We start from the raw sequence: 24,092 nt of genomic DNA, 5'->3' as shown, positions 1-24,092 counted from the left end.
AATTCACCTTTTAATTTTACAATCCTAGCACCGCGTGGAGACACGCCCCAATGGGTAGGTGATCGCGGGGTCCCCGTCAAGCACCGGTTGGCCACGGCCTGCTGGGCGGGCGGAAGGTTCAGCCCACGTGGATCATCGTCCGGAAGGCCTCGACGCGGCTGGCGTACTCCCCGTCCTTGAGGGCCTGCACCCGCTCGGTGCCGAAATCCTGCACGGCGAAGCTGGCCATGACCGTCCCGGCCAGGGCGGCGTGCTTCATGGAGGCCAGGTCCAGAGTGCCCGCGGCCGCGAGGTGGCCCAGGAAGCCCCCGGCGAAGGTGTCGCCGGCGCCGGTGGGATCCTTGACCTCCTCCAGGGGGAAGGCCGGCGCCGCGAAGAACCCCTCGGGGGTGAACAGCAGCATTCCGTATTCGCCGCGCTTGATCACCAGGATCCGGGGGCCCAGGTCGCGGATCTTCGCATACACCCTCAGCAGGTTGCGTTCGCCGGTGAGGGAGCGGGCCTCGGCCTCGTTCACCAGGAGGATGTCGATTTCCTTCAAGACTTCCAGAAGGGCGGTCCGCGCGCCGTCGATCCAGAAGTTCATGGTGTCCAGGGCGATCCACCGGGGGCGCTGGGCCATCTGGCGCACCACGTCCAACTGGAGGACGGGGTCGATGTTGCCCAGGAAGAGGAAGGGGGAGGTGCGGAATGCCGGGGGCAGGTCGGGCTTGAACCCCGCGAAGACGTTGAGGTGGGTCTCCAGGGTGCGCGCCTCGTTGAGGTCGGTGCCGTACTGGCCCTTCCAGTGGAAGCTGAGGCCCGGGGTCTTCACCAGGCCCGCGAGGTCGATGGGGCGGCCTTCGAAGACGCCGTACTCCGCGGGGCCGAAGTCCTCGCCCACCACGGCGACCACCCGCACCGGGTGGAACCGGCTGGCGCTCAGGGAGAAGTGGCTGGCGGACCCGCCCAGGATGTTGTCCCGGCGGCCGGAGGGGGTTTCCAGATCATCGAACGCGACGCTTCCGACGGCGAGAAGGCTCATGGAGTTCTCCGGACGTGGGGGAATGGGGATGGACGCTCACCCGGCACCCTTCGGGGTCGCGGGGTGAGCGTCGTTGGACGGGACGGAGGCCGCCGAGCCTAGGCCGCCTGGATGGGACGGCTCGCAACGCTCCTCGGTGACATTAGATCCTACCTTGCGGATCCCTTGCGGGGCAACGCCAATCCGGGGGGATCAGGCCATTCCGTGCTTGGAAAGAATGGCGCTGCGCTGCTTGTCGAACTCTGCCTGGGTGATGAGCTGGCTGTCGAAGAGGTCCTTGAGCTCGGTGAGCTCCTCCTTGATCGACTTGGCGGGGGCCGGGGCGGCCTGGCCGGCCGGGAAGGGGGCCTGGGCCATCTGGCCCATGGCGCCGCCCATCTGCTGGCCCATCATGTTGCCCATGCCCACGCCCACCCCCAGGCCCATTCCCAGGCCGGCGATGCCGCCGGGATTCTGGGCGGCCAGGGGCACCGAGTCGGCCACCTGCATCTGGGTGTAGGCGCCCATGACGGGGGCCATCATGCCCACCGAGGTGCGCTTGTCCATCATGGCCTCCACTTCCTCGGGGAGGCTGATGTTCTCGATGAAGAGCTTGGAGCACTCAAGGCCCATGGTCTGGAACTCGGGATCCATCTTCTGGCGCAGCAGGTCCGACAGGTCGTCGTAGTGGGCGGCCAGGTCCAGGGCGGGGACCTTCGCCTCGCCCAGGGCGTCCGTGAACTTGCTGATCAGGCTCTTGCGCAGCTGCTCGGTGATGTCGTCCTTGGTGTAGACGCCGTTGGTGCCCACCAGTTCCTTGAGGAACTTCTTCGAGTCCTTCACGCGGATGGAGTAGATGCCGAAGGCCCGGATGCGCAGCATGCCGAAGTCGGGGTCCCGCATCATGATCGGGTTGGAGGTGCCCCAGCCCAGGTCGTTGTAGAGCCGGGTGTTGGTGAAGTACACCTCGGACTTGAAGGGGCTCTCGAACCCGTACTTCCAGCCCTTGAGGTCGGCCAGGATGGGCATGTTCCGGGTGGAGAGGGTGTGGGTGCCGGGCGCGAAGGTGTCAGCGAACTGCCCCTCGTGGACGAAGGTGGCCTCCTGGCTCTCGCGCACCACCAGTTGGGCGTTGTTCTTGATCTCCTGGTTCCGCACGGGGAAGCGCCAGGCCAACACGTCGTTGGAATCGTCCAGCCACTCGATGATCTCAATGAATTGGGCCTTGCCCCAGTCCATAAAAGCCATAAAGGCCTCCTCACGGCATTTGCCGATGGCAAGCAGTCTACGACCTCTTCCTGGTTTTGGGCGGTTCAGGATTGGGAATCCGCGTCTTGGTGTAGACCGAACGCGTGTCGCTGTCCACCACGCACCGCCACCCGCGGGTCTCCCCCGGCATGCGCAGGTCCACCTCCCACCCGCCGGTGGCGCCGTTGAGGTGGATCCTCCGGGCGCTGACGGCGATGCCGCTGGTCTCGTGCTCGGCGATGGCCCGGGCCTCCCGGGCGCTCCCCACGGGGCGGGCCAGGGCCGCGGGGCCCAGCAGGAGGAGGGCGGCGAGGAGGGCCTTCACCGGGCTTCGGGGATGCCCAGTTCCCTGAGCCAGGCGGCGTGGACCGAGGGGCGCTCGCTGCGGACCCCCTCCCGGCGCAGGGTGTGGAGGCGCAGCGCGCCGTCCCGGAACCCCAGGAGGATTCCCTCCCGGCCCTCGCGGAAGTGGCCCTGGGGGCAGGTGGAGGCCGAGGGCAGGGCCCAGGCCACCTTCACCAGGCCCCGGCCGGTCTCCAGGAAGGCGTTGGGCCAGGGGTCGGCCACCGCCCGGATGAGGTTGAAGGCCTCGTGCAGGGGACCCGCGAGGTCCAGCTGTCCGTCCTCGGGGGACCGGCCTCCGAAGTAGCTGGAGGCGCCCAGGCTCTTCTGGGGGACGCGCTTGGCGGTGCCGTCCACCAGGCCCGGCACCAGGGCCTTGACCAGGGTCCTGGCCGCCGCGGCGGAGCGAAGGGTGAGGCTCAGGGCCGTCTCGTCCCAGGCGATGGGCAGGGGGGTCTGGCCGATGATGTCGCCGTCGTCGGGGCGGGAGGTCATGGTGTGCAGGGTGATGCCGGTGGCGGTTTCGCCCTTGACCAGCACCCAGTTGATGGGCGCCCGGCCCCGGTAGGCGGGAAGGAGGGAGCCGTGGAGGTTGTAGGCGCCCTTCTTGGGCAGGTCCAGGTACCGCTGGTGGATCATTTCCCGGAAGTAGAAGCTGAAGAGGAAGTCGGGGGCCATGGCGGCGATGGTCTTGTAGACCCGGTCGCTGTTGAAGTCCTTTTCCATGTGCACGGTGATGCCGTGCTTCTGCGCCAGCGCCGCGGGGGGCGTGAACCAGGCCTCATCGGGGCGCTGCGGGTAGGTGTACAGGGCCTGCACGTTGATGCCCGCCTCCAGGAGCCCGGCCAGGGCCTCGTGGCCGACGGAGGAATAGGCGCAAACGATGGCTGTGGTCATGGGCGGGCCTCCGGGGGACGTCCATTCTAACCTCCGGGCCGTTCCCTGCCGTATTCTGAACGAGGAGGCGCAATTCCTGTAAAGTCGTGGGCGGAGGGCACGCAGGTGATGGACATACGTCCTTTCATGGTCGCCGGGATCCTGGGGGTCGTCTCCCAGGCGCAGACGGCGCCCGCCCCGGGGGATCCCTTCTTCCTGCCGCCGGAGGCCAAGGCTTTCATCCTCAAGGCCACCGGCTCCGCCCCCTCGACCCAGACCAAGCTCCAGGATCTCCTCCAGACCCTCTTCCAGAAGCGCAGCGAGGGGGGCCTCGGACTGGTGTACGACAACACCCGCACCCGCACGGTGGCCGAGGTGTGGACCGAAGGCAGGGCCAACTGCCTGTCCCTGACGGCCTTCTTCGTGGTGGCCTGCCGCGCCATCGGCATCCACGAGGAGTACGCGGAGGCCCTGAACACGAACCACTGGCGACGGGCCGGGGGGATCGTCCGCTACGAGCGGCACGTGGTCGCCCTGACCCCCGCCCCCCCCCACGGCGACCTCATCGCCGATTTCGTGCCTGAGTTGCGCAAGCGCTACGGCACCTACAAGGTCGTCGTCATTCCGGAGGCGCGGTTCCGGGCCCTCTTCTACAGCAACCGCGCCGTGGAGCGCCTCACCGACGGGGACCTGGGCGCCGCGCGGGACCAGGCCCAGCTTTCCCTGGAATCCGATCCCAAATCCAGCGTGGGCTGGAACATCCTGGGGGTCGTGCACTCGGCCATGGAGGATCCCGTCAAGGCCGAGGAGGCCTACCGGCGCGCCATGGAACTGGACAAGCGGGACGGGGCGCCCATCGGGAACATGGAGGCCCTCCTGCGAAACGCGGGGCGGGTGGAGGAGGCCCAGCGCTACCGCGTCCTGGGGGAGACGGTGCGCAAGAAGGACCCGTACTTCCACGCCTACCTGGCCGAGGAGGCCCTGCTGGAGGGCGACCTGTCCGAGGCCCAGACCCGCATCCGGTCCGCCCTCAGAATCCTTCCCAAGGACCCCGACCTGCTCCTGCTGGCCGCGCGGGTGCGCCTGGCGGGAGGGGACCTGGAGGGGGCCATCAAGAGCCTGCAGGAGGCCAAGAAATACTCGGATCCCGCCGAGCAGGAGCGTTACACCAGCAAGATCGAGGGCATCCAGGGGATGAAGGGCGGGAAGGTGGAGCGCTGACGACCATCCCGAATGGGAAGCTATACTTGATGGCGAGGCATTCAGCGGGCACCCCGAGAGGGCGGAAAATGACGGTCGGTGGTCCAAAGCGTGAGGGGGATTCGGCCGGGCCTGGGGCCGCTGTTTTCGTGCCCGAACTGCAAATCCTTCCCGTCATCCAACGCGCCCTTTGGCCCGATCTCCGCCCGCTCCGGAACCAGGGGTTCGTCCTCTACGGAGGTACGGCCATCTCCCTGCGCCTGGGGCACCGGATCTCGGTGGATTTTGACTTCTTCACGGACCGGCCCCTGGAGCACGCGGGTCTCATCGCGGAACTGCCCTTCGGCGGGAGGTCCCGGGTCCTCCAGGAGGCGCCCGACACCCTCACCCTCCTGGTGCCATCGGAAGAGGGTTCCAAAGAAGGCGTGAAGGTCTCCTTCTTCGGGGGAATGACCATGGGACGGGTGGGGACGCCGGACCTGAGCAGCGATGGTGTCCTAGCCGCGGCTTCGCTTCTGGATCTGATGGGGACGAAGCTCAAGGTCATTCAGCAGAGGGCTGAAAAGAAGGATTATGTCGACATCCATGCTCTGCTCGGGTGGGGGGTCCGTCTCGAGGATGGCCTCGCGGCGGGGAAGGCGCTATTCGGCAGGACCTTCCAGCCATCCGAGGCCCTGAAGGCCCTGGCGTATTTCGGGGATGGGGACCTCGGGGACCTGCCGCAGGACGTTCGCGGATCCCTGGCGAGAACGTCCGCCTCCGTGACCCGAATCCCGGTCCTTGCAATCCGTTCGTCGCAACTCGGGCCTGGAGAACCCTGATGAACCCTACCGTCCACGAAAGGCTCCTCGAGGATGCCCGTCGATACATCTGGTGGGAGACCCCCGGCGAGGCGATGCTCCGCCCCGCCAGGGTCATCGCCCAAGTCATGAATATTGGAGATTTTGACGATTCACGGGCCCTCCTTGCAGCCGTCGGGGAGGCTTCCTTCCGGGAGGTGCTCGCGTCCGCCGAACCCGGCTGGTTCAACGAACGGTCCTGGTACTACTGGCACTATGCGCTGGGGATCTGCGAACCCGAAGGGATGGTCCCGCCGCTGCCCACGCGCCGTTATCACTAGGCGAGGACGCCCCGACCCGTCTTGATCCGCTCCACGATCGTGCTGGTGCTGTGGCCCGGCAGGAAGGGGATGAGGACCAGCCTGCCCCCCCGGGCCTCCACCACCTCCCGCCCGACGACGGTCTCGGGCGTGTAGTCTCCGCCCTTGGTGAGGATGTCGGGCTGCAGGGCGGTGATGAGTTCCAGGGGGGTGTCCTCCTCGAAGCGCACCACGGCGTCCACGCTGCGCAGGCCCAGCAGCACCAAGGCCCGGGCCGCCTCGTCCTGGAGGGGGCGCGAGGGGCCCTTGAGCCGGGCCACGGAGGCGTCGGAATTCAGGCCGACCACCAGGAAGTCCCCCAGGGCCCGGGCATCCTCCAGGTACTGCACGTGGCCGGGGTGGATCAGGTCAAAGCAACCGTTGGTAAAACAAAGCTTCCCCGCCCGGGTGGGGTGGGCGCGAAGGAAGGACTGGGCGTCGGGGAAGTAGCGGACGGGTGAAGTCATGGGTTTCCTGGGGTAAGCTGGTAGTTCCGGCCGTCGGCCGGTTTCAAGAGGATGCCATGCCGCTGTATGAATACCGCTGCGAATCCTGCGGCGAACGCGAAGAAAAGCTGGAGGGTTTTTCCGCTCCCACCGAGCACGCCTGCGAACACTGCGGCGCCGGCGGGGGGATGAAGCGCCAGATCTCCCGGACGGCCTTCAACCTGGCCGGCGGGGGGTGGCACGCCCAGGGCTATTCGGGCCTGGCCCCCGAGAAGAAGGGAGGCGCTCCGGAACCTCCGGCCGCGCCCAAGGGAGGCTGCTCGGGTGGCTGCGCCTGCCATTCTCCGGCCAAGGACAATTGAAAATCGGGATTGTGGCTGGACATTCCCCCGGATTTCGGTAACATTTCAGATTCCCGGGCCCCACGGGCCCGAGGTTTTTCGCCCGACGTCATCCCGCATGACCTCTCCGGCGCCGGCAAGCGGCGAACATCTTGCTGCATGCCCAAAACATAGGAGGATGGTGTGCCAACCATCAATCAGCTGATCCGCCAGGGGCGGAGCACCTTTGAGAACAAGACCAAGAGCCCGGCGCTCGACGCCTGCCCGCAGAAGCGCGGCGTGTGCACCCGGGTCTTCACGACGACGCCCAAGAAGCCGAACTCCGCGCTGCGCAAGGTGGCCCGTGTTCGTCTCACCAACGGCATCGAGTGCACCACCTACATCCCCGGCGTGGGCCACAACCTCCAGGAGCACAGCATCGTGCTCATCCGCGGTGGCCGCGTGAAGGATCTTCCGGGCGTGCGCTACCACGTGGTCCGAGGCACCCTGGATGCCACCGGCGTCGCCGGCCGCAACCAGTCGCGTTCCAAGTACGGCGCCAAGCGCCCCAAGGCGGGTGCCGTCGCCGCCAAGAAGAAGTGAGGTAGACATGAGCCGCCGTTCCAGCCCCGCCAAGCGCGAGATTCTGCCGGATCCCGTCTACAACAGCCTCACCGTCTCCAAGTTCATCAACGTCCTGATGGAGCGCGGCAAGAAGTCCACCGCCGAGCGCATCCTCTACGGAGCGTTGGAGATCGTCGCCAAGAAGTCCGGCGAGGAGGCCCTGGAGGCCTTCCAGAAGGCTCTCAACAACATCAAGCCCTCCGTCGAGGTGAAGTCCCGCCGCGTCGGCGGCGCCACCTACCAGGTGCCCGTGGAGGTCCCCCAGGGCCGCCGCCAGTCCCTGGCGATGCGCTGGCTGAAGACCTACTCCGCCGGCCGCGGCGAGCGCACCATGCGCGACAAGCTCGCCGGCGAGATTCTGGACGCCATGAACTTCCGCGGTTCCTCCGTGAAGAAGAAGGACGACGTCCACAAGATGGCCGAAGCCAACAAGGCTTTCGCCCACTTCCGCTGGTAGGTACAGGACCTGCAAACCCGGGGCCGATCATGACGGATCGGCCCCGGTTTTTGCCCGGTGCAGTCGCAACCCTAATCTGATATTTGATTCCTGAACTCTGAAGGAGGCCCCCGTGGCCCGCACGACTCCCCTCGAGCGCTACCGAAACATCGGCATCATGGCCCACATCGATGCCGGCAAGACCACGACGACGGAGCGTATCCTCTATTACACCGGCAAGATCCACAAGATCGGCGAGGTGCATGAGGGCGCGGCCACCACCGACTGGATGGTTCAGGAACAGGAGCGCGGCATCACCATCACCTCCGCCGCCATCACCGCGGCGTGGACGGCCCAGACGGGCTTCCTCAAGGACATCGAGCACCGCATCAACATCATCGACACCCCCGGCCACGTGGACTTCACCGCCGAGGTGGAGCGCAGCCTGCGCGTGCTGGACGGCTCCGTGGCGGTGTTCTGCGCCGTCGGCGGCGTCGAGCCCCAGTCCGAGACCGTGTGGCGCCAGGCCGACAAGTACGGCGTTCCCCGCCTGGGCTTCGTGAACAAGATGGACCGCCCCGGCGCCGACTTCTTCCGCGTCTGCGAAATGATGCGCACCCGCATCAAGGCCCGGCCCATGCCCATCCAGATCCCCATCGGGGCCGAGGAGAACTTCAAGGGCGTCGTGGACCTAGTCCTCATGCAGGGCCTCACCTTCAGCGAAGGCGACAAGGGCTTCGAGGTCGTCTACGGCGAGATCCCCGAGGATCTGGTGGAGACCGCCAACGAGTGGCGCGAGAAGATGATCGAGATGGTCGCCGAGACCGACGACGTCCTGATGGACAAGTATCTCAGCGGCGAGAGCCTCACCGAGGATGAGATCCGCACCGGCATCCGCAAGGGCTGCCTGAGCCTCGCCTTCACCCCCATGTGCTGCGGCTCCGCCTTCAAGAACAAGGGCGTCCAGCCCCTGCTCGACTGCGTCGTCAGCTACATGCCCAGCCCCCTGGACGTGCCCGCCATTCAGGGCCACGACCTCGACGGCAATGAGATCGAGCGCCAGGCCAAGGACACCGAGCCTTTCAGCGCCCTGATCTTCAAGATCATGGCCGACCCCTTCGTGGGCAGCCTCGCCTTCATCCGCGTCTACTCCGGCGTCATGGCCGCGGGTTCGGGCGTCTACAACTCCAACAAGGGCCGCCGCGAGCGCATCGGGCGCCTCCTCCAGATGCACGCCAACAAGCGCGAGGACATCGACGAGGTCCGCACCGGCGACATCGGCGCGGCCGTGGGCTTCAAGGACGTCCTCACCGGCCAGACCATCTGCGATGAGAACCACCCCGTGATCCTGGAGTCCATGGACTTCCCCGATCCCGTCATCCAGGTGTCCATCGAGCCCAAGACCAAGGCCGACCAGGAGAAGATGGGCATCGCCCTCAGCCGCCTGGCCCAGGAGGATCCCACCTTCAAGGTGAAGACCGACCCCGAGACCGGCCAGACCATCATCGCCGGCATGGGCGAGCTGCACCTTGAGATCATCGTCGACCGCATGATGCGCGAGTTCAAGGTGGAAGCCAACGTGGGCAAGCCCATGGTGGCCTACCGCGAAACCATCCGGAAGCGGGTGGAAGCCGAAGGCAAGTTCGTGCGTCAGTCCGGTGGCCGCGGCCAGTACGGCCACGTCAAGGTGGTCGTCGAGCCCAACGAGCAGGGCAAGGGCTACGAGTTCATCAACGACATCAAGGGCGGCGTGATCCCCAAGGAATACATCAAGCCCGTCGACCAGGGCATCCAGGAGGCCATGATGTCGGGCGTCCTGGCCGGCTACCCCGTGGTGGACGTCAAGATCACCCTCTACGACGGAAGCTTCCACGAGGTGGACTCCAACGAAATGGCGTTCAAGATCGCCGGCTCCATGGGCTTCAAGAACGGCTGCGAAAAGGCCAACCCCGTGCTGCTCGAGCCCATCATGAGCGTCGAGGTGGTGGTCCCCGAGGACTACATGGGCGACGTGATCGGCAACCTCAACAGCCGCCGCGGCCGCATCGAGAACATGGAAGACCGGGCCGGCGTCAAGGTCGTCACCAGCCAGGTCCCCCTGGCCGAGATGTTCGCCTACTCCACCAGCCTGCGCGGCATGACCCAGGGCCGCGGCAACTACACCATGCAGTTCAGCCATTACGACGAAGCTCCCCGGAACGTGGCGGAAGAAGTGATCGCCAAGGTCAAGGGAACGAAGTAGCAGAATTCCGGGCGCCGAGGCGCCGGGACGCAGTCACAGCCCCCATCCGGGGGTGAGGTCGCCCGAGATCCCCAGGATCGAGACCTCTTCATACGGAGCTTGACGGAGGGGAAACCCTCCCGATTGCCTTGAAAATCAAAAAAAGCCATTGCGAAATCGATGGCTTTTGCTATTCTGACTAGCCCTGTCCCTGCTATCGGGACAACAAAACCCATGGGCGGTCAGCGCCCCACGTCTATGGACGGTAAAGCCGTCCCACTGGAGTGAAGATGAAAGACAATATTCGCATCCGTCTGCGAGCCTTCGACCACCGTCTGCTGGACCAGTCCACCCGCGAAATCGTGGAGACTGCCAAGCGCACCGGGGCGCAGGTTGCGGGGCCCATCCCCCTTCCCACGCGCACGTCGAAGTACACCGTCAACCGCTCTCCCCACGTCGACAAGAAGAGCCGCGACCAGTTCGAGATCCGCACCCACAAGCGGCTCCTCGACATCCTGAACCCCACGCAGAACACCGTGGACACCCTCATGCGCCTGGACCTCCCGGCGGGTGTGGATGTCGAAATCAAGGTGTTCAGCCGGCAGGGCAACAGGTAAAGGGAGGCGACGATAATGACCAAGGGAATCATCGGCAAGAAGCTGGGCATGACCCAGATCTTCAATGAAAAGGGACAGGTCGTCCCCGTAACCGTAATCCAGGCCGGCCCGTGCGTGGTCGTGATGCGCAAGACCGTGGCCCGCGACGGCTACGAGGCTGTCCAGGTGGGTTTTGTGGACCCCCAGGGCGGCAAGCGCGCCTCCAAGCCCGAGAAGGGCCACTGCGAGAAGCACGGCGTGGCTCCCGTCAGGGTGCTGCGCGAGCTGAAGGTGGACGCCACCGACACCCTGAAGGAAGGCGACTCCATCGTGGCCTCCCAGTTCGAGGGCGGCTCCAAGGTGCATGTCACCGGCATCAGCAAGGGCAAGGGCTTCGCCGGCGTCATGAAGCGCCACCACTTCAAGGGTGGCCGCGCGACCCACGGCTCCATGTTCCACCGCGCCCCCGGCTCCATCGGCGGTTCGTCCTACCCCTCCCGTGTGTGGCCCGGCATGCGCATGGGCGGCCACATGGGCGCTGAGCAGGTCACCGTCCGGAACTTGGAAGTGGCCCGTGTCGACGCCGAGAACAACCTGCTGCTCATCAAAGGCGCCGTTCCCGGCCCCAAGGGCGGCTACGTCGTGATCAAGCAGGAGGCGTAAGATGGCGGTCTTCTCTCATCCCGTTCTTAACCTGGAAAACAAGCAGGTTGACACCGTCGAGCTCATGGCCGAGGTGTTCAAGCTTGAAGAGATCAACAGCCACCTGATCTGGGAATCCGTGCGGCACCACCTGGCCAAGCGCCGGGCCGGCACCGCCAAGACCAAGGACAAGTCCGAGGTCTCCGGTTCGGGTCGCAAGCTCTGGAAGCAGAAGGGCACCGGTCGCGCCCGCGTCGGTTCCATCCGCTCCATCATCTGGAAGGGCGGCGGCACGGCCCATGGTCCGAACCCCCGCTGCTTCGACTACGCCTTCCCCAAGCGGGCCCGCCGCTCCGCCCTGCGGAACGCGCTGTCGGCCAAGTTCGCCTCCGGTCAGGTGGTCGTCGTGGAGAACTGGGCTGTGGATTCCCACAAGACCAAGGCTCTCATCGCGACCCTCGCCAAGCTGGGCGTGGCCGGTTCGGCCCTCCTGGTCGGCACCACCGACAAGGCCGCCCTCGCCGCCGGGAACAACCCCAAGCTCCACACCATCGAGAGCCTGGGCGTCAACGTCTATGACCTTCTGAAGTTCGACCAGGTCGTCTTCTCCAAGGAAGCGATCCTGGCCCTCCAGGAAGTGGTGAAGCCATGACCAAGATTTTCGAAGTGATCCGCAAGCCCCTCCTCACCGAGAAGGGACAGATCCTGCGCGAGGCCAACATCCAGGTCTTCGAGGTCGCCGTCTGGGCCTCCAAGCACCAGATCAAGGAAGCCGCCGAACTCCTTCTCCAGGCCAAGGTCAAGTCCATCCGCACCGTCAAGATGCCCAGCAAGAGCAAGCGCCTGGGCCGCTGGATGGGCACGACCGGCAGCAAGAAGAAGGCCTATATCGAACTGGTCGAGGCCACCGAGGCCGCGCAGTAGCGACCGTTCATCCATTCGTCGGGCGGACAAGCATTGCCACTATCGCCCGGCCCTTTTGAGGCAAGAGGATAATCATGAGCATCAAGCTGCTCAAACCCACGACTCCTGGTCAGCGGGGAATGTCCAAGCAGGGCTTCGAGGAGATCACCACCGATCGCCCCGAGCGCACCCTCCTGGGCACGCGCAAGCGCACCGGCGGCCGGTCCAACACGGGCCGCGTCACCACCCGCCACATCGGCGGCGGCCACAAGCGCCGCTACCGCATCATCGACTTCAAGCGCAACAAGTCGGACGTTCCGGCCCGGGTCGCCACCATCGAGTACGACCCCAACCGCTCCGCCCGCATCGCGCTGCTGATCTACGCCGACGGCGAGAAGCGCTACATCCTGGCCCCCGATGGCCTGGAAGTGGGCCGCACCGTCCTGTCCGGCAAGAACGCGGACATCCTGGTGGGCAACTCGCTGCCCATCAAGAACATCCCGCTCGGCACCGAAGTCCACAACATCGAGCTGAAGCCCGGCAAGGGCGGGCAGATCGCCCGCGCCGCCGGCACCTTCGCCCAGGTCGTGGCGAAGGACGTCGAATACGCCCAGCTGCGCATGCCCTCCGGTGAGATCCGCAAGATCCACCTCGAGTGCTACGCCACCATCGGCAAGGTCGGCAACCTGCAGCACGAGAACGTCGCCCTGGGCAAGGCCGGCCGGCGCATCTGGCTGGGTGTTCGCCCGACGGTCCGCGGCGTGGTCATGAACCCGGTGGATCACCCCCACGGCGGCGGCGAAGGCCGCACCTCCGGCGGTCGTCACCCCGTGACGCCCTGGGGCCAGCCGACTCGCGGCTACAAGACGCGCTCCAACAAGCGCACCACCAAATTCATCGTCAAGCGGATCAACTAGGAGGGGTAGTCAATGGCTCGTTCGCTTAAAAAAGGTCCGTTCATCGATGCCCACCTCCAGAAGAAGGTGGACACCGCCCAGCAGCAGGGCGACAAGCGGGTCATCAAGACCTGGTCGCGCCGCTCCACGGTGGTTCCCACGATGATCGGCCTGACCATCGCCGTGCACAACGGCAACAAATTCATCCCTGTCTACGTCACCGACAACATGGTGGGCCACAAGCTGGGGGAGTTCTCCCTGACCCGCACCTTCAGGGGCCACGCCGGCAAGTCCGACGCCAAGGCCAAGGGGAAGTAAGATGACGACCATCGTTAGCAGTGCCACGCTCCGGCACCTCCGGGGATCGGCCCAGAAGGCCCGGCTCGTGATCGACCTCATCCGCGGCAAGAAGGTGGGCGAAGCCCAGTGGATCCTTTCCTCCACCAAGAAGTACGCCGCCGGACACATCAAGAAGATCCTGGACTCCGCGGTGGCCAACGCCATCGACAAGGATGCCGCCGTCAACCCCGACGAGCTTTTCGTCAAGAGCGCCTTCGTGGACGAGGGCTTCCGCATGAAGCGCGTCCGCCCCGCCCCCATGGGCCGGGCCTACCGCGTGCAGAAGCGCACCTGCCACATCACGGTTCAACTCGGTCGGGAGGAATAAGCCATGGGTCAGAAAGTCCATCCGTACGGCTTCCGCATTGTCCACAACAAGAACTGGCATTCCAAGTGGTTCTCCAAGCGTGAGTACGCGACCCTCCTCCACGAGGACCTCAAGCTCCGCCGCGAACTGAAGAAGCAGCTCCATGGCCTGAACGCCATGGTGTCCAAGATCGACATCGAGCGCGCCGCCGACAAGGTGACCGTTCGCATCTTCACCGCCCGTCCCGGCATCGTCATCGGCCGCAAGGGCGCCGAGATCGACAAGCTCCGCGAGGAGCTCCAGGCCAAGCTCAAGCGCCCCGTGAGCGTCGACATCCAGGAGATCAAGAAGCCCGAGATCGACGCCCAGCTCGTGGCCGAGGGCGTCGCCCAGCAGCTCGAGCGCCGCATCGCCTTCCGCCGCGCCATGCGCAAGGCCGAGGAAGCCGCCATCCGCTTCGGCGCCAAGGGTTTCAAGATCAAGGTTTCCGGTCGTCTGAACGGTGCCGAGATCGCCCGCACCGAGGACTATCTCTCCGGCCAGATGCCCCTCCAGACGATCCGGGCCAACGTTGACTACGGCTTTGCCGAGGCCAACACCACCTACGGCATCATCGGCGTCAAGGTGTGGGTCAACCTCGCCGAAGCCGCCGTCGAAACCGTGAAGCGCTGAGGTAACAGCCATGTTGATGCCTAATAAGGTCAAGCACCGCAAAGTCCAGAAGGGCCGCACCTGCGGCGTCTCGACTCGCGGCAACGAAATCTCCTTCGGCGACTACGGACTCAAGGCCCTCGAGCACTGCTGGCTCACCAACCGGCAGATCGAGGCCGCCCGTATCGCCATGACCCGCCACATCAAGCGCGGCGGGCGCATCTGGATCCGGATCTTCCCCGACCGGCCCACCACCAGCAAGCCGGCCGAGACCCGCATGGGTTCCGGCAAGGGCGCGCCCGATGGCTGGGTGGCCGTGATCCGTCCCGGCCGCATCCTGTTCGAGATGGAAGGTGTGGACGAAGCCACTGCCAAGGAGGCCCTGCGCCTCGCGCAGATGAAGCTCTCCGTGGCCACCGAGTTCATCTCCCGAACCCCCCCGGAAGAGTGAGAGGCACGAGATGAACAAGAAGAATCCATTCAGCGAACTGGCCGGCAAGAGCATCGAGGAGCTGGCGCAGCTGGAGGCCGACCTGGCCGCCAAGCGCTTCACCCTGCGCTTCCAGCATGCCGTGGGACAGGTGGAGAACACCGCCGAGATCCGCAAGACGCGCCGCGAACTGGCCCGCGTCAAGACCGCCCTCAAGTCCAAACTGGCTGTGTGAGGAAACCATGAGCCTAGAACATAAGATGATTCGCAGTGGCGTAGTGGTCTCCAACAAGGCCGACAAGACGGTGGTGGTGAAGGTGGAGCGCAAGTTCCAGCACCCCCTGTACTCCCGGACCGTGAAGCAGACCGCGAAATTCATGGCCCATGACGAGACCAATGCCTGCCAGATCGGCGACGTGGTCAAGATCGTGGAGTCCCGTCCCCTTTCCAAGCGCAAGCGCTGGATGGTCCTCGAGATCACCCAGAAAGCTGGCGAGTAAGGAGCCGATATGATTCAGATGGGATCCATGCTTACCGTCGCCGACAATTCCGGCGCAAAGAAGATCTGCTGCATCCTGCCCCTGGGCGGGGGCGTCGGCAGGATCGCCCAGCTGGGCGATGTGATCACCGCTTCCGTCAAGGAAGCCATCCCGGGCGGCACGGTCAAGAAGAAGGCCGTCGTCCAGGCCGTCATCGTCCGCCAGCGGAAGGCCTTCCGCCGCAAGGACGGGTCCTACATCCGCTTCGACGAGAACGCCGCCGTCATCATCAAGAAGGATGGCGAGCCCGTGGGAACCCGCGTCTTCGGACCCGTGGCCCGGGAACTGCGCGAGCGGAAGTACATGAAGATCGTTTCGCTCGCCCCTGAGGTGCTCTAATGGACAAGCCGACCAAGATGAAGCTCAAGAAGGGCGACGAAGTGGTCGTCATCGCGGGCAAGGAAAAGGGCAAGCGCGGTCAGATCGCCAAGGTCCAGCCCGCCACCAACAAGGTGGTCGTCGCCGGCCTGAACCTGATCAAGAAGGCCACCAAGCCCAACCAGCAGACCGGTGAGGGTGGCGGCATCATCACCAAGGAGGCTCCCATCCACGCCTCCAACGTCATGCTGATCGACCCCACCACCCAGAAGCCCACCCGCAAGCGGGCCGAGTAAGAATTTTCCATTCCATTCCCTCACAGGTGTGAGAGAATGACCCTTCCGCCGATGGATCTCCGTCGGCGGAATTGCGACCTGTCGCACCATTGACAATCGAGGTTGGAAGGAAACGGGCCGGACCGCCGGTTCCAAGCCCTTCCGCCCTCCCGAACCCTGGGGATGTAGTCGTCCCCCGGAAATGGAGGAAAGAATGCCCAACAATGCGGAACCCCGCATCAAGGCCCGTTACCACGCCGAAGTGGCCGGGAAGCTCAAAACGGAATTCGGGTACACCTCTGCGATGCAAGTGCCCCGTTTGAACAAGATCGTCATCAACATGGGCGTCGGCGACGCCATCCAGAACATCAAGGTTCTGGACGTCGCCGTGGAAGAGCTCACCGCCATCGCCGGCCAGAAGGCCGTCGTGCGGAAGGCCAAGAAGAGCGTCGCCCAGTTCAAGCTGCGCGAGGGCATGCCCATCGCCTGCATGGTGACCCTGCGTGGCAACCGCATGTGGGAATTCCTGGACCGCCTGGTGAGCCTGTCGCTCCCCCGCGTCCGCGACTTCCGCGGCGTCCCCACCAAGTCCTTCGACGGCCGCGGCAACTACACGCTGGGCCTCAAGGACCAGTTGATCTTCCAGGAGATCGACTACTCCAAGGTTGAAAAGATGAAGGGTATGAACATCACCTTCGTGACTTCAGCGCCCACGGACCCCGAGGCCCGTGCCCTGCTTGCCCACCTGGGCATGCCTTTCCGGAAATAGGGAGCCCACATGGCCAGCACCAACAAGATCTACAAGGATAGCGTCAAGCCCAAGTTTTCCACTCAGCACCGGAACCGCTGCAAGTGCTGCGGCCGTCCCCGGGGCTACATGCGCAAGTTCGAACTCTGCCGCCTTTGCTTCCGCAAGCACGCCCTCGCCGGCGAGCTCCCGGGCGTCCAGAAGTCCAGCTGGTAAGGAGAGGCATCCATGAACACTGATCCGATCGCCGATTACCTCACCCGCCTCCGCAATGGCATCATGGCCGGCCACGATGCCGTGGTCGTGCCCGCCAGCAAGATGAAGGAGCGTCTCTCCGCCATCCTGAAGCAGGAAGGCTACATCCACGGCTACAAGGCCGTCGAGCACGAGGGCCGCGACTACCTCATCATCCAGGTCAAGTACGTGAAGAACGGGGAATCCGTCATCCACGGCCTCAAGCGCATCTCCAGCCCTGGCCTGCGCGTCTACGCCGGCGTCAAGGAGATCACCGAGGTCCAGGGTGGCCTGGGCATCTCCATCCTCACGACGCCCAAGGGCCTGCTGACGGGCAAGGACGCCCGCAAGCAGAACCTCGGTGGCGAAGTCCTGGCCCACGTCTGGTAGAAACCGCTCTCCAACCCTTTCCAAGGAAACCATCATGTCTCGCATCGGAAAAAAGCCAGTGGCACTGCCGTCAGGCGTCAAAGTGACCATCCACGGGGCTGAGGCCGTCGTCGAAGGCTCCAAGGGCAAGCTCACCTGCCCGATCCCCCAGGGGATCACCGTCGAAGTCGCGGCCGATTCCATCAACCTTACCCGCATCAACGATGAAGCCCAGAACCGGGCCTTCCACGGCCTCACCCGCGCCCTGCTGAACAACGCCGTCGTCGGCGTGACCACGGGCTGGAAGAAGGAACTGGACATCGTCGGCGTTGGCTACAAGGCTGCCATGGAAGGCGAAAGCCTCCGCCTCGACCTGGGATACAGCCACCCGATCAACTATGCCGCTCCCCAGGGCATCCAGATCGCCGTGGAAAAGAACACTCACCTCGTCGTGACCGGGATCGACCGCCAGCTGGTCGGCCAGGTCGCAGCGGACATCCGCAAGTACCGGAAGCCGGAGCCTTACAAGGGCAAGGGTGTCCAGTACACGGGTGAAGTCATCCGCCGCAAGGCCGGCAAGACCGGGAAGTAGGGAGCAACCATGGCTAACGACATCTCGATTCGCCGTCAGAAGACGAAGACCCGCATCCGGGGCCGCATTTCCGGCACCCCCGAGCGTCCGCGTCTCACCATCTACAAGAGCCTCAAGAGGATCTACGTGCAGGCCGTGGATGACACCCAGGGTGTCACCATCGCCGCCAGCAGCTCCCTCGAGAAGGGCCTGCGGGAAACCCTGGCCTCCGGCTCCAACATCGCAGCCGCCAAGGCCGTCGGCGAGAGCATTGCCGCTCGCCTGAAGGAAAAGGGCATCACGTCCGTGGTGTTCGACCGCAACGGTTATGTCTACCACGGCCGCGTCAAGGCGCTCGCCGACAGCGCCCGGGCTGCCGGGCTCCAGTTCTAGGAGGGTGAGGAACATGGCTTACAATGCACCAGACACCAAGCCCACTTCCCAGAGCGGGGACCAGCAAGGCGAAATGAAGGACCAGGTCATCTACGTTGGCCGCGTCACCAAGGTCGTGAAGGGGGGCAAGAACTTCTCCTTCAGCGCGCTGGTGGTCGTGGGCGACGGCAACGGCAAGGTGGGCTTCGGCCTCGGCAAGGCCCTGGAAGTGCCTTCCGCCATCAAGAAGGGCATCGAGAGCGCCAAGCGGAACATGATCAACGTTCCCGTGTCGCCCAACCGCAGCCTGCCCCATCCCATCACCGGCCGCTTCGGCTCCGGTTCGGTCCTCATGAAGCCCGCTCCCGAGGGCACCGGCATCATCGCCGGCGCCGCGGTCCGCGCCATCATGGAAGCCGCCGGCATCAACAACGTGCTCACCAAGAGCCTCGGTTCCTCCAACCCCCACAACGTGGTTCGCGCCACCTTCGAGGGTTTCAAGAACCTCATGGATCCCTACACGGTCAACGTCAACCGTGGCCTGGATCAGGCGGAGGCCTAAATGTCCCAGTTCCTCGGCAAGCAGGTCACTCTGACCCTGAAGCGCTCCAGCATCTGCACCGTGCCCAAGCATCGCGCCTTCCTCCAGACCCTCGGTCTCAAGAAGGTCGGGGACAAGCGCGAGTGCGAGTACACGCCGAATGTGCATGGCATGGTCAAGCTCATTCCGTACCTCATCGACGTCACGGTGAAGGGGTAAGTCATGAAGCTCAATGAACTGAGGCCCGCAGAGGGCGCCACGAAGAACCGCAAGCGCATCGGCCGGGGCAAGGGCTCGGGCAATGGCAAGACCGCCGGAGCCGGCGAAAAGGGCCAGAAGTCCCGCCGGGGCTACAGCTCCCAGCGCGGCTTCGAGGGCGGCCAGATGCCCCTGCACCGCCGCCTGCCCAAGCGCGGTTTCACCAACATCCATGCCATCCAGCTCCAGGAGCTGGGCCTGGACTTCATCAGCGCGCACTTCGCCGAAGGCGAGATCGTGTGCCTGGAAGCCATGAAGGACAAGAACCTCCTCGAACCCAAGATGGGCGGGATCGTGGTTCTCAAGCGCGGCGAGCTGACCCACAAGATCACCGTCGTCGCGGACCGCGTCACCAAGGGGGCCCGCGAGGCCATCCTGGCCGTGGGCGGAACCATCCAGGAGCCCCCCTGCTCCAAGCAGGCGGCCAAGTAGTCCTTCCCGTTAGGATCTGAAACGCATGGAAAAGCTCCGGCAGTTGTTCTCCAATCCCGAACTCCGCAAGCGCCTCCTGTTCACGCTGGGGATGCTGGTCATCTATCGGCTCGGCGTGCACGTGTCGGTGCCCGGCGTGAATGCCGAATCCCTGGCCAAGAACCTGGGCAAGGCGGGGGATCTGCTGAACGTGGTTGACCTGTTCTCGGGCGGCGCCTTCAAGAAGTTCTCGGTGTTCGCCCTGGGCATCACCCCGTACATCACGGCCAGCATCGTGCTCCAGCTCATGGGCGCGGTGGTTCCGACCCTCGAGAACCTCCAGAAGAAGGAGGGCGAGGCGGGCCGCCAGAAGATCAACCAGTGGACCCGGTACCTCACCGTGGTTCTGGCCTTCGTGCAGGGTTTCGGCATCGCGTCCCTGGCCCAGAGCCTGGGTTCGGACGTGGTCATCAACCCCGGCCTGGGCTTCAAGGTCCTTTGCGCCTTCACCTTGTCCACCGGCACCATCTTCGTGATGTGGATCGGCGAGCAGATCACGGACCGGGGGGTCGGCAACGGCATCTCGCTCCTGATCTTCGCGGGCATCGTCTCGGGCCTGCCCAAGGCGATGGAGACCATCGGAACCATGTTCGGCGCGTCCCTCAAGGGCGCCGGCAACGTGGCCCCTCCGGGCGTCTTCCTGCTCCTTCTGGCCTGCATGACCGTCGTCCTTCTGGCCGTGGTCATGGTGGAGAACGCCTACCGGAACATCCCCATCCACTACGCCCGCCGGGTGGATTCGTCCCGCATGGCCAGCCAGCGAAGCTCGTACCTGCCCCTCAAGGTGAACACCGCGGGCGTCATGCCGGTGATCTTCGCCAGCTCGGTGATCTTCTTCCCCGCCACCATTGCGCAGTTCACGCGCTGGGAATGGCTGAGCAAGGCCTCCAGCTACATCAGCCCGCAGTCCCATTTCTGGACCTACACCCCCATCTTCGTGGGCGTGGTCATCTTCTTCGCCTTCTTCTACACCAGCATCGTCTTCAACCCGGATGAGACCGCCGAGAACATGAAGCGGTCCGGCGGTTACATCCCCGGCATCCGGCCTGGCAAGGAGACCTCGGTCTACATGGACAGCATCCTGTCGAAGCTCACCTTCGCGGGCGCCGTCTACCTGGCCCTGGTTTCCATCGTCCCGCTCGTGATAACCAATTCCATGCCGGGTCTCAACTTCTACTTCGGCGGAACCTCCCTTCTCATCGTCGTCGGCGTGGCCATGGACACCGTGGCCCAGTTCGAGAGCTACCAGGTGATGCGCCGGTACGACGGGTTCCTCGAGAAGGGTCGCATCCGGGGTGGCCGGCTGGCACGCTCGGGAGTGAAGACGCCATGAAGATTCATATCCTACTCGGGGCCCCTGGCAGCGGGAAGGGAACCCAGGCCAAGCGCCTGGTTCAAAAAAGGTCTTTGATACACCTGTCCACAGGTGATATTCTGAGAGATGCCGTCTCGAAAGGGACGGAAATAGGCCTTCGGGCCAAGGCCCTCATGGCCAGTGGCAAGCTTGTGGATGACGACACGGTTAACGGTCTTGTTTTCGCGCGGCTGCAGAACGAGAGCGGAGATGTGTTGTTCGATGGATATCCCCGGACCCTGCAACAGGCTGAATCCTTGGAGACTTTCCTCTCCTCCCAGGGAATCGGCCTCGGATTCGTGATCGACATCTTCGTCCCCGAGACTGTCTTGGAAGCCCGCGTGGTGGATCGCATGGTGTGCAGCAACAACGATTGCGGCGCCATCTACCATCTCGTGACAAAACGGCCCCACCAGGAAGGCGTCTGCGACCTGTGCCACAGTCCGCTGAAGCACCGCGCCGACGACTGCTCCGAGGCCTTCAGGAGCCGGATGGTCGAGTTCAACAAGACCTTCCAGCCGCTCCAGGCCTACTACAAGGAGAGGCCGAACTATCGCGCCGTCGACGGCAACCTTTCGCCGGATGCGATCCACGCCACCATCCTTGACCTTTTCCAGGAGCAAGCTTGAGCAAAGAAGAAGCCATTGAGCTCGAAGCCACAGTGGTGGAGTCCTTGCCCAATGCCGTGTTCCGGGTCGAGTTGGAAAACAAGCATCAGGTGCTGGCCCACATCAGCGGCAAGATGCGGAAGAACTTCATCCGCATCCTCCCTGGCGACAGGGTCCTGGTGGAAGTCACCCCTTACGATCTCAGCCGTGGCCGGATCATCTACCGATTCAAGTAACCTCACACATTAATCCCTGGGGGAAACCCATGAAAGTCAGGCCCTCTATCAAGAAGCTGTGCGAGCACTGCAAGGTGGTCCGCCGCGAAGGCATCAACCGGATCATCTGCAAGAAGAATCCCAAGCACAAGCAGCGCCAAGGCTAAGGAGTCAACATGGCACGCATCGCAGGCATCGATCTGCCAATTGCCAAGCGCATCGAGATCGCGCTCACGTACATCTATGGCATCGGTCGCCCCAAGGCTCAGAGCATTCTGACCCGGGCCAAGGTGGACTTCAGCACCAAGGTGCGGGATCTCACCGAGGACGAGGTTGGGCGCATCCGTCGCGTCATCACGGCCGAAGAGACCGTGGAAGGCGATCTGCGCAAGAACATCGGCTTGGACATCAAGCGCCTCATGGACATCGGCTGCTACCGGGGCCTGCGCCACCGGAAGGGCCTCCCCGTCCGTGGACAGCGCACTCACACCAACGCGCGGACCCGCAAGGGCAAGCGCAAGACCGTGGCCGGCAAGAAGAAGTAAAGGTTGAGGAACTGATATGGCAAAGACTCAGTCAAAGACCGCCGGCAAGAAGGTGGTCAAGAAGAAAGAAAAGAAGAACGTCCCCCACGGCGTGGCGCACATCCAGGCCTCGTTCAACAACACCATCATTTCCATCTCTGACCCCATGGGGAACATGCTCAGCTGGGCGTCCTCCGGCAACCAGAACTTCCGGGGCACCCGGAAGGGCACGCCCTTCGCCGCGCAGATCGCCGCGGGCGTCGCCGCCGAAGCCGCCAAGGAACAGGGCATCCGCAGTGTGGATGTCCGCGTGAAGGGACCCGGAGCTGGCCGCGAAAGCGCCATCCGCGCCCTGAACGCCGCCGGCATTTCCGTGACCAGCATCCGCGACGTCACCCCCATCCCCCACAATGGTTGCCGCCCTCCCAAGCGGCGCCGGGTTTAAGAGAGGAGGAGAACCATGGCTCGATATCAAGACGCCGTTTGCCGCCTCTGCCGACGCGAGGGCATGAAGCTTTACCTCAAGGGTGAGCGCTGCTTCAAGGAGAAGTGCTCCTTCGAGACCCGCAAGGGCAAGATCCCCGGCCAGCACGGGGCCGCCAAGGCGAAGAAGCCCACCGGCTATGCCCTCCAGCTTCGCGAGAAGCAGAAGGTCAAGCGCATCTATGGCGTGCTGGAAAAGCAGTTCCGCCTCTATTTCGAACGTGCCGATTCCAAGAAGGGCGTGACGGGTCACAACCTGCTCTCCTTCCTGGAAAGCCGTCTCGACAACGTCGTGTTCCGGCTCGGGTTCGCCCCCAGCCGCGCCGCTGCCCGCCAGATGGTGATGCACGGCCACATCCTGGTCAACGGCAAGCGCTGCGACATTCCCAGCTACCAGACCAAGAGCGGCCAGAGCATCGAGATCTCGGTCAAGGCCCAGGCCAACGACTTCGTTAAGTCCTCCCTGGAAACCGCGGCTGGCCGCGGAATTCCCCAGTGGCTCACCCTCGACGCCGGCGCCTTCAAGGGCTCCGTCATCGCGGTTCCCAAGCGGGAAGATGTTCCTCTTGACATCAACGAGCAGCTGATCGTCGAACTCTACAGCAAGTAAGGGGACAGGAATGCTGAACATCAGCGATTTCCAGAGGCCGCGTTTCGCGGAGGTCAGTGCGGGCTCGAAGACCGGCTCGTACGGCGAGTTTGTCGCCTATCCCTTCGAACGCGGTTTCGCCACCACCTGCGGTCATTCCCTTCGCCGGGTGCTGCTCAGCAGCATCCAGGGCGCGGCCGTCACCAACGTACGGATCAAGGGCGTGCAGCACGAGTTCACGGCCATGCCCGGCGTGTGGGAGGACATCACCCACATCCTCCTGAACCTCAAGGAAATCCCTTTCAAGCTCCATTCCTCCCAGCCCCAGATCGTGACCATCAGCCACAAGGGCGAAGGCGTGGTGACCTCCGGGTCCATCCGCTGCAACCAGAACGTGGAAGTGATGAACCCCGATGTGCACATCGCCACCCTGGGTGAGGACGGGGAACTTGAAATGGAGATCCAGGTCTCCATGGGCCGCGGGTTCGTGACCGCCGACCGCAACCTGGACGAGAAGCTGGGCCTCGGGTTCATCCCCCTGGATTCCAACCACAGCCCCATCCTCCGCGTGAACTACATCGTCGAGCCCGCCCGCGTGGGCCACAGCACGGACTACGAGAAGCTGACCCTCCAGGTGTGGACCAACGGCACGGTCGACCCCAAGGACGCGGTGAGCGATTCCGCCCTCATCCTCCGTGAGCACTTCCTCATCTTCGCCCGCCAGGACGAGGATGCCGTCGAGACCGAGCAGGGCGCCACGATCCTCACCACCGAGGGCGTGAACGGCATGCTGGGCAAGTCGGTCGAGGAGCTCGAGCTGTCCGTCCGGGCCAACAACTGCCTGCGCAACGCCAACATCACCACCATCGGTGAACTGGTCCAGCGCACGGAAGCGGAGCTGATGAAGACCAAGAACTTTGGTAAGAAGTCGCTCCAGGAGATCAAGGACGAGCTCGCCCGCATCGGCCTCTCCCTCGGCATGCGCATCGAACAAGAAGTCTAAGG

41 protein-coding genes and 1 riboswitch are annotated in these 24,092 nt (G+C 64.4%); of the genes, 36 read left to right on the top strand and 5 right to left on the bottom strand.

All coding sequences use genetic code 11. The features are described 5' to 3' along the window. Positions 1-118: 118 nt before the first annotated feature. The 4 genes from ACZ5LB_RS13700 to ACZ5LB_RS13685 form a co-directional block, all read right to left on the bottom strand. On the bottom strand, positions 119-1,024 hold the full coding sequence (locus tag ACZ5LB_RS13700) for a PfkB family carbohydrate kinase (protein WP_464602771.1): 906 nt from the start codon (positions 1,022-1,024) through the stop codon (positions 119-121). 58 nt (positions 1,025-1,082) lie between these two features. After that, positions 1,083-1,165: riboswitch (S-adenosyl-L-homocysteine riboswitch) on the bottom strand. A 51-nt stretch (positions 1,166-1,216) separates the two neighbouring features. Further along, positions 1,217-2,251 carry an SPFH domain-containing protein gene (locus ACZ5LB_RS13695; protein ID WP_464602770.1) on the bottom strand — a complete coding sequence of 345 codons (1,035 nt, stop codon included), beginning with the start codon at positions 2,249-2,251 and terminating at the stop codon, positions 1,217-1,219. Positions 2,252-2,288: 37 nt separating this feature from the next. Further along, positions 2,289-2,576: a hypothetical protein gene (locus ACZ5LB_RS13690; protein WP_464602769.1), complete on the bottom strand. Its 288-nt coding sequence runs from the start codon at positions 2,574-2,576 to the stop codon at positions 2,289-2,291. Next, positions 2,573-3,490, bottom strand: coding sequence for a formyltransferase family protein (locus tag ACZ5LB_RS13685; protein WP_464602768.1), 918 nt, complete (start codon positions 3,488-3,490; stop codon positions 2,573-2,575). The genes ACZ5LB_RS13690 and ACZ5LB_RS13685 overlap by 4 nt, the downstream gene beginning before the upstream one ends. Positions 3,491-3,598: 108 nt before the next feature. On the opposite strand from ACZ5LB_RS13685, the gene ACZ5LB_RS13680 reads away from it, so the two are divergent. The 3 genes from ACZ5LB_RS13680 to ACZ5LB_RS13670 all read left to right on the top strand — a co-directional run bounded on the left by ACZ5LB_RS13680 (position 3,599) and on the right by ACZ5LB_RS13670 (position 5,789). Beyond that, positions 3,599-4,690, top strand: coding sequence for a tetratricopeptide repeat protein (locus ACZ5LB_RS13680; RefSeq protein WP_464602767.1), 1,092 nt, complete (start codon positions 3,599-3,601; stop codon positions 4,688-4,690). Between the two features lie 128 nt (positions 4,691-4,818). Further along, positions 4,819-5,490 carry a nucleotidyl transferase AbiEii/AbiGii toxin family protein gene (locus ACZ5LB_RS13675; RefSeq protein ID WP_464602766.1) on the top strand — a complete coding sequence of 224 codons (672 nt, stop codon included), beginning with the start codon at positions 4,819-4,821 and terminating at the stop codon, positions 5,488-5,490. Beyond that, positions 5,490-5,789 (top strand): hypothetical protein, encoded by a 300-nt coding sequence (locus ACZ5LB_RS13670; protein WP_464602765.1) that lies wholly within the window; start codon positions 5,490-5,492, stop codon positions 5,787-5,789. Before ACZ5LB_RS13675 ends, ACZ5LB_RS13670 begins: the two co-directional genes overlap by 1 nt. Here the strand turns inward: ACZ5LB_RS13670 and rfaE2 are convergent. Next, positions 5,786-6,274: a D-glycero-beta-D-manno-heptose 1-phosphate adenylyltransferase gene (gene rfaE2, locus ACZ5LB_RS13665; protein WP_464602764.1), complete on the bottom strand. Its 489-nt coding sequence runs from the start codon at positions 6,272-6,274 to the stop codon at positions 5,786-5,788. The genes ACZ5LB_RS13670 and rfaE2 overlap by 4 nt on opposite strands. 56 nt (positions 6,275-6,330) lie before the next feature. On the opposite strand from rfaE2, the gene ACZ5LB_RS13660 reads away from it, so the two are divergent. The 33 genes from ACZ5LB_RS13660 (at position 6,331) to ACZ5LB_RS13500 (ending at position 24,090) form a co-directional block, all read left to right on the top strand. Further along, positions 6,331-6,615, top strand: coding sequence for an FmdB family zinc ribbon protein (locus tag ACZ5LB_RS13660; RefSeq protein WP_464602763.1), 285 nt, complete (start codon positions 6,331-6,333; stop codon positions 6,613-6,615). A gap of 162 nt (positions 6,616-6,777) precedes the next feature. Then, positions 6,778-7,176, top strand: a complete 399-nt coding sequence (rpsL, locus tag ACZ5LB_RS13655) for a 30S ribosomal protein S12 (RefSeq protein WP_306597998.1) — start codon at positions 6,778-6,780, stop codon at positions 7,174-7,176. 7 nt (positions 7,177-7,183) lie between these two features. Then, on the top strand, positions 7,184-7,654 hold the full coding sequence (rpsG, locus tag ACZ5LB_RS13650; RefSeq protein WP_306597997.1) for a 30S ribosomal protein S7: 471 nt from the start codon (positions 7,184-7,186) through the stop codon (positions 7,652-7,654). Positions 7,655-7,766: 112 nt separating this feature from the next. Then, on the top strand, positions 7,767-9,875 hold the full coding sequence (gene fusA / locus ACZ5LB_RS13645; RefSeq protein WP_464602762.1) for an elongation factor G: 2,109 nt from the start codon (positions 7,767-7,769) through the stop codon (positions 9,873-9,875). A gap of 269 nt (positions 9,876-10,144) precedes the next feature. Continuing rightward, entirely contained in the window at positions 10,145-10,471 is a 327-nt protein-coding gene (rpsJ, locus tag ACZ5LB_RS13640) for a 30S ribosomal protein S10 (protein WP_306597995.1), read from the top strand. A gap of 15 nt (positions 10,472-10,486) precedes the next feature. Beyond that, on the top strand, positions 10,487-11,113 hold the full coding sequence (gene rplC, locus ACZ5LB_RS13635) for a 50S ribosomal protein L3 (RefSeq protein WP_464602761.1): 627 nt from the start codon (positions 10,487-10,489) through the stop codon (positions 11,111-11,113). Between the two features lies 1 nt (position 11,114). Beyond that, positions 11,115-11,744, top strand: a complete 630-nt coding sequence (rplD, locus tag ACZ5LB_RS13630) for a 50S ribosomal protein L4 (RefSeq protein ID WP_464602760.1) — start codon at positions 11,115-11,117, stop codon at positions 11,742-11,744. Next, a complete protein-coding gene (locus ACZ5LB_RS13625) occupies positions 11,741-12,016 on the top strand; it encodes a 50S ribosomal protein L23 (RefSeq protein WP_464602759.1) in 276 nt (91 codons plus the stop codon). Before rplD ends, ACZ5LB_RS13625 begins: the two co-directional genes overlap by 4 nt. Positions 12,017-12,090: 74 nt before the next feature. After that, positions 12,091-12,912, top strand: a complete 822-nt coding sequence (rplB, locus tag ACZ5LB_RS13620) for a 50S ribosomal protein L2 (RefSeq protein WP_464602758.1) — start codon at positions 12,091-12,093, stop codon at positions 12,910-12,912. A 12-nt stretch (positions 12,913-12,924) separates the two neighbouring features. Beyond that, positions 12,925-13,209, top strand: coding sequence for a 30S ribosomal protein S19 (rpsS, locus tag ACZ5LB_RS13615; protein WP_316413998.1), 285 nt, complete (start codon positions 12,925-12,927; stop codon positions 13,207-13,209). Between the two features lies 1 nt (position 13,210). Continuing rightward, on the top strand, positions 13,211-13,558 hold the full coding sequence (gene rplV / locus ACZ5LB_RS13610; RefSeq protein WP_464602757.1) for a 50S ribosomal protein L22: 348 nt from the start codon (positions 13,211-13,213) through the stop codon (positions 13,556-13,558). A 3-nt stretch (positions 13,559-13,561) separates the two neighbouring features. Beyond that, positions 13,562-14,209: a 30S ribosomal protein S3 gene (gene rpsC / locus ACZ5LB_RS13605; RefSeq protein ID WP_316414000.1), complete on the top strand. Its 648-nt coding sequence runs from the start codon at positions 13,562-13,564 to the stop codon at positions 14,207-14,209. A 10-nt stretch (positions 14,210-14,219) separates the two neighbouring features. Next, entirely contained in the window at positions 14,220-14,639 is a 420-nt protein-coding gene (gene rplP / locus ACZ5LB_RS13600) for a 50S ribosomal protein L16 (protein WP_306597987.1), read from the top strand. A gap of 10 nt (positions 14,640-14,649) precedes the next feature. After that, the gene (gene rpmC / locus ACZ5LB_RS13595; RefSeq protein ID WP_306597986.1) at positions 14,650-14,853 is read left to right on the top strand and encodes a 50S ribosomal protein L29; all 204 of its coding nucleotides are present in this window, start codon (positions 14,650-14,652) and stop codon (positions 14,851-14,853) included. 7 nt (positions 14,854-14,860) lie between these two features. Further along, positions 14,861-15,118 (top strand): 30S ribosomal protein S17, encoded by a 258-nt coding sequence (gene rpsQ / locus ACZ5LB_RS13590; RefSeq protein WP_306597984.1) that lies wholly within the window; start codon positions 14,861-14,863, stop codon positions 15,116-15,118. A gap of 9 nt (positions 15,119-15,127) precedes the next feature. Continuing rightward, positions 15,128-15,496 carry a 50S ribosomal protein L14 gene (gene rplN / locus ACZ5LB_RS13585; RefSeq protein WP_306597983.1) on the top strand — a complete coding sequence of 123 codons (369 nt, stop codon included), beginning with the start codon at positions 15,128-15,130 and terminating at the stop codon, positions 15,494-15,496. After that, entirely contained in the window at positions 15,496-15,771 is a 276-nt protein-coding gene (rplX, locus tag ACZ5LB_RS13580; RefSeq protein ID WP_464602756.1) for a 50S ribosomal protein L24, read from the top strand. The genes rplN and rplX overlap by 1 nt, the downstream gene beginning before the upstream one ends. Positions 15,772-15,964: 193 nt before the next feature. After that, complete coding sequence (rplE, locus tag ACZ5LB_RS13575) at positions 15,965-16,519, top strand: 50S ribosomal protein L5 (protein ID WP_464602755.1); 555 nt, start codon at positions 15,965-15,967, stop codon at positions 16,517-16,519. A gap of 9 nt (positions 16,520-16,528) precedes the next feature. Next, complete coding sequence (locus tag ACZ5LB_RS13570; RefSeq protein WP_464602754.1) at positions 16,529-16,714, top strand: type Z 30S ribosomal protein S14; 186 nt, start codon at positions 16,529-16,531, stop codon at positions 16,712-16,714. A gap of 12 nt (positions 16,715-16,726) precedes the next feature. Next, a complete protein-coding gene (gene rpsH / locus ACZ5LB_RS13565) occupies positions 16,727-17,122 on the top strand; it encodes a 30S ribosomal protein S8 (protein ID WP_316414005.1) in 396 nt (131 codons plus the stop codon). 34 nt (positions 17,123-17,156) lie between these two features. Beyond that, entirely contained in the window at positions 17,157-17,693 is a 537-nt protein-coding gene (rplF, locus tag ACZ5LB_RS13560) for a 50S ribosomal protein L6 (protein ID WP_464602753.1), read from the top strand. Between the two features lie 9 nt (positions 17,694-17,702). After that, entirely contained in the window at positions 17,703-18,065 is a 363-nt protein-coding gene (gene rplR, locus ACZ5LB_RS13555; protein WP_316414007.1) for a 50S ribosomal protein L18, read from the top strand. A gap of 13 nt (positions 18,066-18,078) precedes the next feature. Further along, on the top strand, positions 18,079-18,606 hold the full coding sequence (gene rpsE, locus ACZ5LB_RS13550; protein WP_464602752.1) for a 30S ribosomal protein S5: 528 nt from the start codon (positions 18,079-18,081) through the stop codon (positions 18,604-18,606). Then, positions 18,607-18,804, top strand: coding sequence for a 50S ribosomal protein L30 (gene rpmD / locus ACZ5LB_RS13545; RefSeq protein ID WP_464602751.1), 198 nt, complete (start codon positions 18,607-18,609; stop codon positions 18,802-18,804). It abuts the gene before it with no gap. A 3-nt stretch (positions 18,805-18,807) separates the two neighbouring features. Beyond that, complete coding sequence (rplO, locus tag ACZ5LB_RS13540) at positions 18,808-19,275, top strand: 50S ribosomal protein L15 (RefSeq protein WP_464602750.1); 468 nt, start codon at positions 18,808-18,810, stop codon at positions 19,273-19,275. A gap of 25 nt (positions 19,276-19,300) precedes the next feature. Then, the gene (gene secY / locus ACZ5LB_RS13535) at positions 19,301-20,647 is read left to right on the top strand and encodes a preprotein translocase subunit SecY (RefSeq protein ID WP_464602749.1); all 1,347 of its coding nucleotides are present in this window, start codon (positions 19,301-19,303) and stop codon (positions 20,645-20,647) included. Next, on the top strand, positions 20,644-21,297 hold the full coding sequence (locus ACZ5LB_RS13530; RefSeq protein WP_464602748.1) for an adenylate kinase: 654 nt from the start codon (positions 20,644-20,646) through the stop codon (positions 21,295-21,297). Before secY ends, ACZ5LB_RS13530 begins: the two co-directional genes overlap by 4 nt. After that, positions 21,294-21,512: a translation initiation factor IF-1 gene (infA, locus tag ACZ5LB_RS13525; protein WP_005038062.1), complete on the top strand. Its 219-nt coding sequence runs from the start codon at positions 21,294-21,296 to the stop codon at positions 21,510-21,512. The genes ACZ5LB_RS13530 and infA overlap by 4 nt, the downstream gene beginning before the upstream one ends. A gap of 29 nt (positions 21,513-21,541) precedes the next feature. Beyond that, positions 21,542-21,658, top strand: coding sequence for a 50S ribosomal protein L36 (gene rpmJ / locus ACZ5LB_RS13520; RefSeq protein ID WP_243288424.1), 117 nt, complete (start codon positions 21,542-21,544; stop codon positions 21,656-21,658). Between the two features lie 9 nt (positions 21,659-21,667). Further along, on the top strand, positions 21,668-22,036 hold the full coding sequence (gene rpsM, locus ACZ5LB_RS13515) for a 30S ribosomal protein S13 (RefSeq protein ID WP_316414013.1): 369 nt from the start codon (positions 21,668-21,670) through the stop codon (positions 22,034-22,036). Between the two features lie 16 nt (positions 22,037-22,052). Then, on the top strand, positions 22,053-22,460 hold the full coding sequence (gene rpsK, locus ACZ5LB_RS13510; RefSeq protein ID WP_243330331.1) for a 30S ribosomal protein S11: 408 nt from the start codon (positions 22,053-22,055) through the stop codon (positions 22,458-22,460). A gap of 15 nt (positions 22,461-22,475) precedes the next feature. After that, the gene (gene rpsD, locus ACZ5LB_RS13505) at positions 22,476-23,108 is read left to right on the top strand and encodes a 30S ribosomal protein S4 (RefSeq protein ID WP_306597969.1); all 633 of its coding nucleotides are present in this window, start codon (positions 22,476-22,478) and stop codon (positions 23,106-23,108) included. A gap of 10 nt (positions 23,109-23,118) precedes the next feature. Then, positions 23,119-24,090, top strand: a complete 972-nt coding sequence (locus ACZ5LB_RS13500; RefSeq protein ID WP_464602747.1) for a DNA-directed RNA polymerase subunit alpha — start codon at positions 23,119-23,121, stop codon at positions 24,088-24,090. Positions 24,091-24,092: the final 2 nt, after the last annotated feature.

The organism is Mesoterricola sp. MK458, from assembly GCF_055384935.1.
This window is presented reverse-complemented; position numbering and strand designations above follow the sequence as displayed.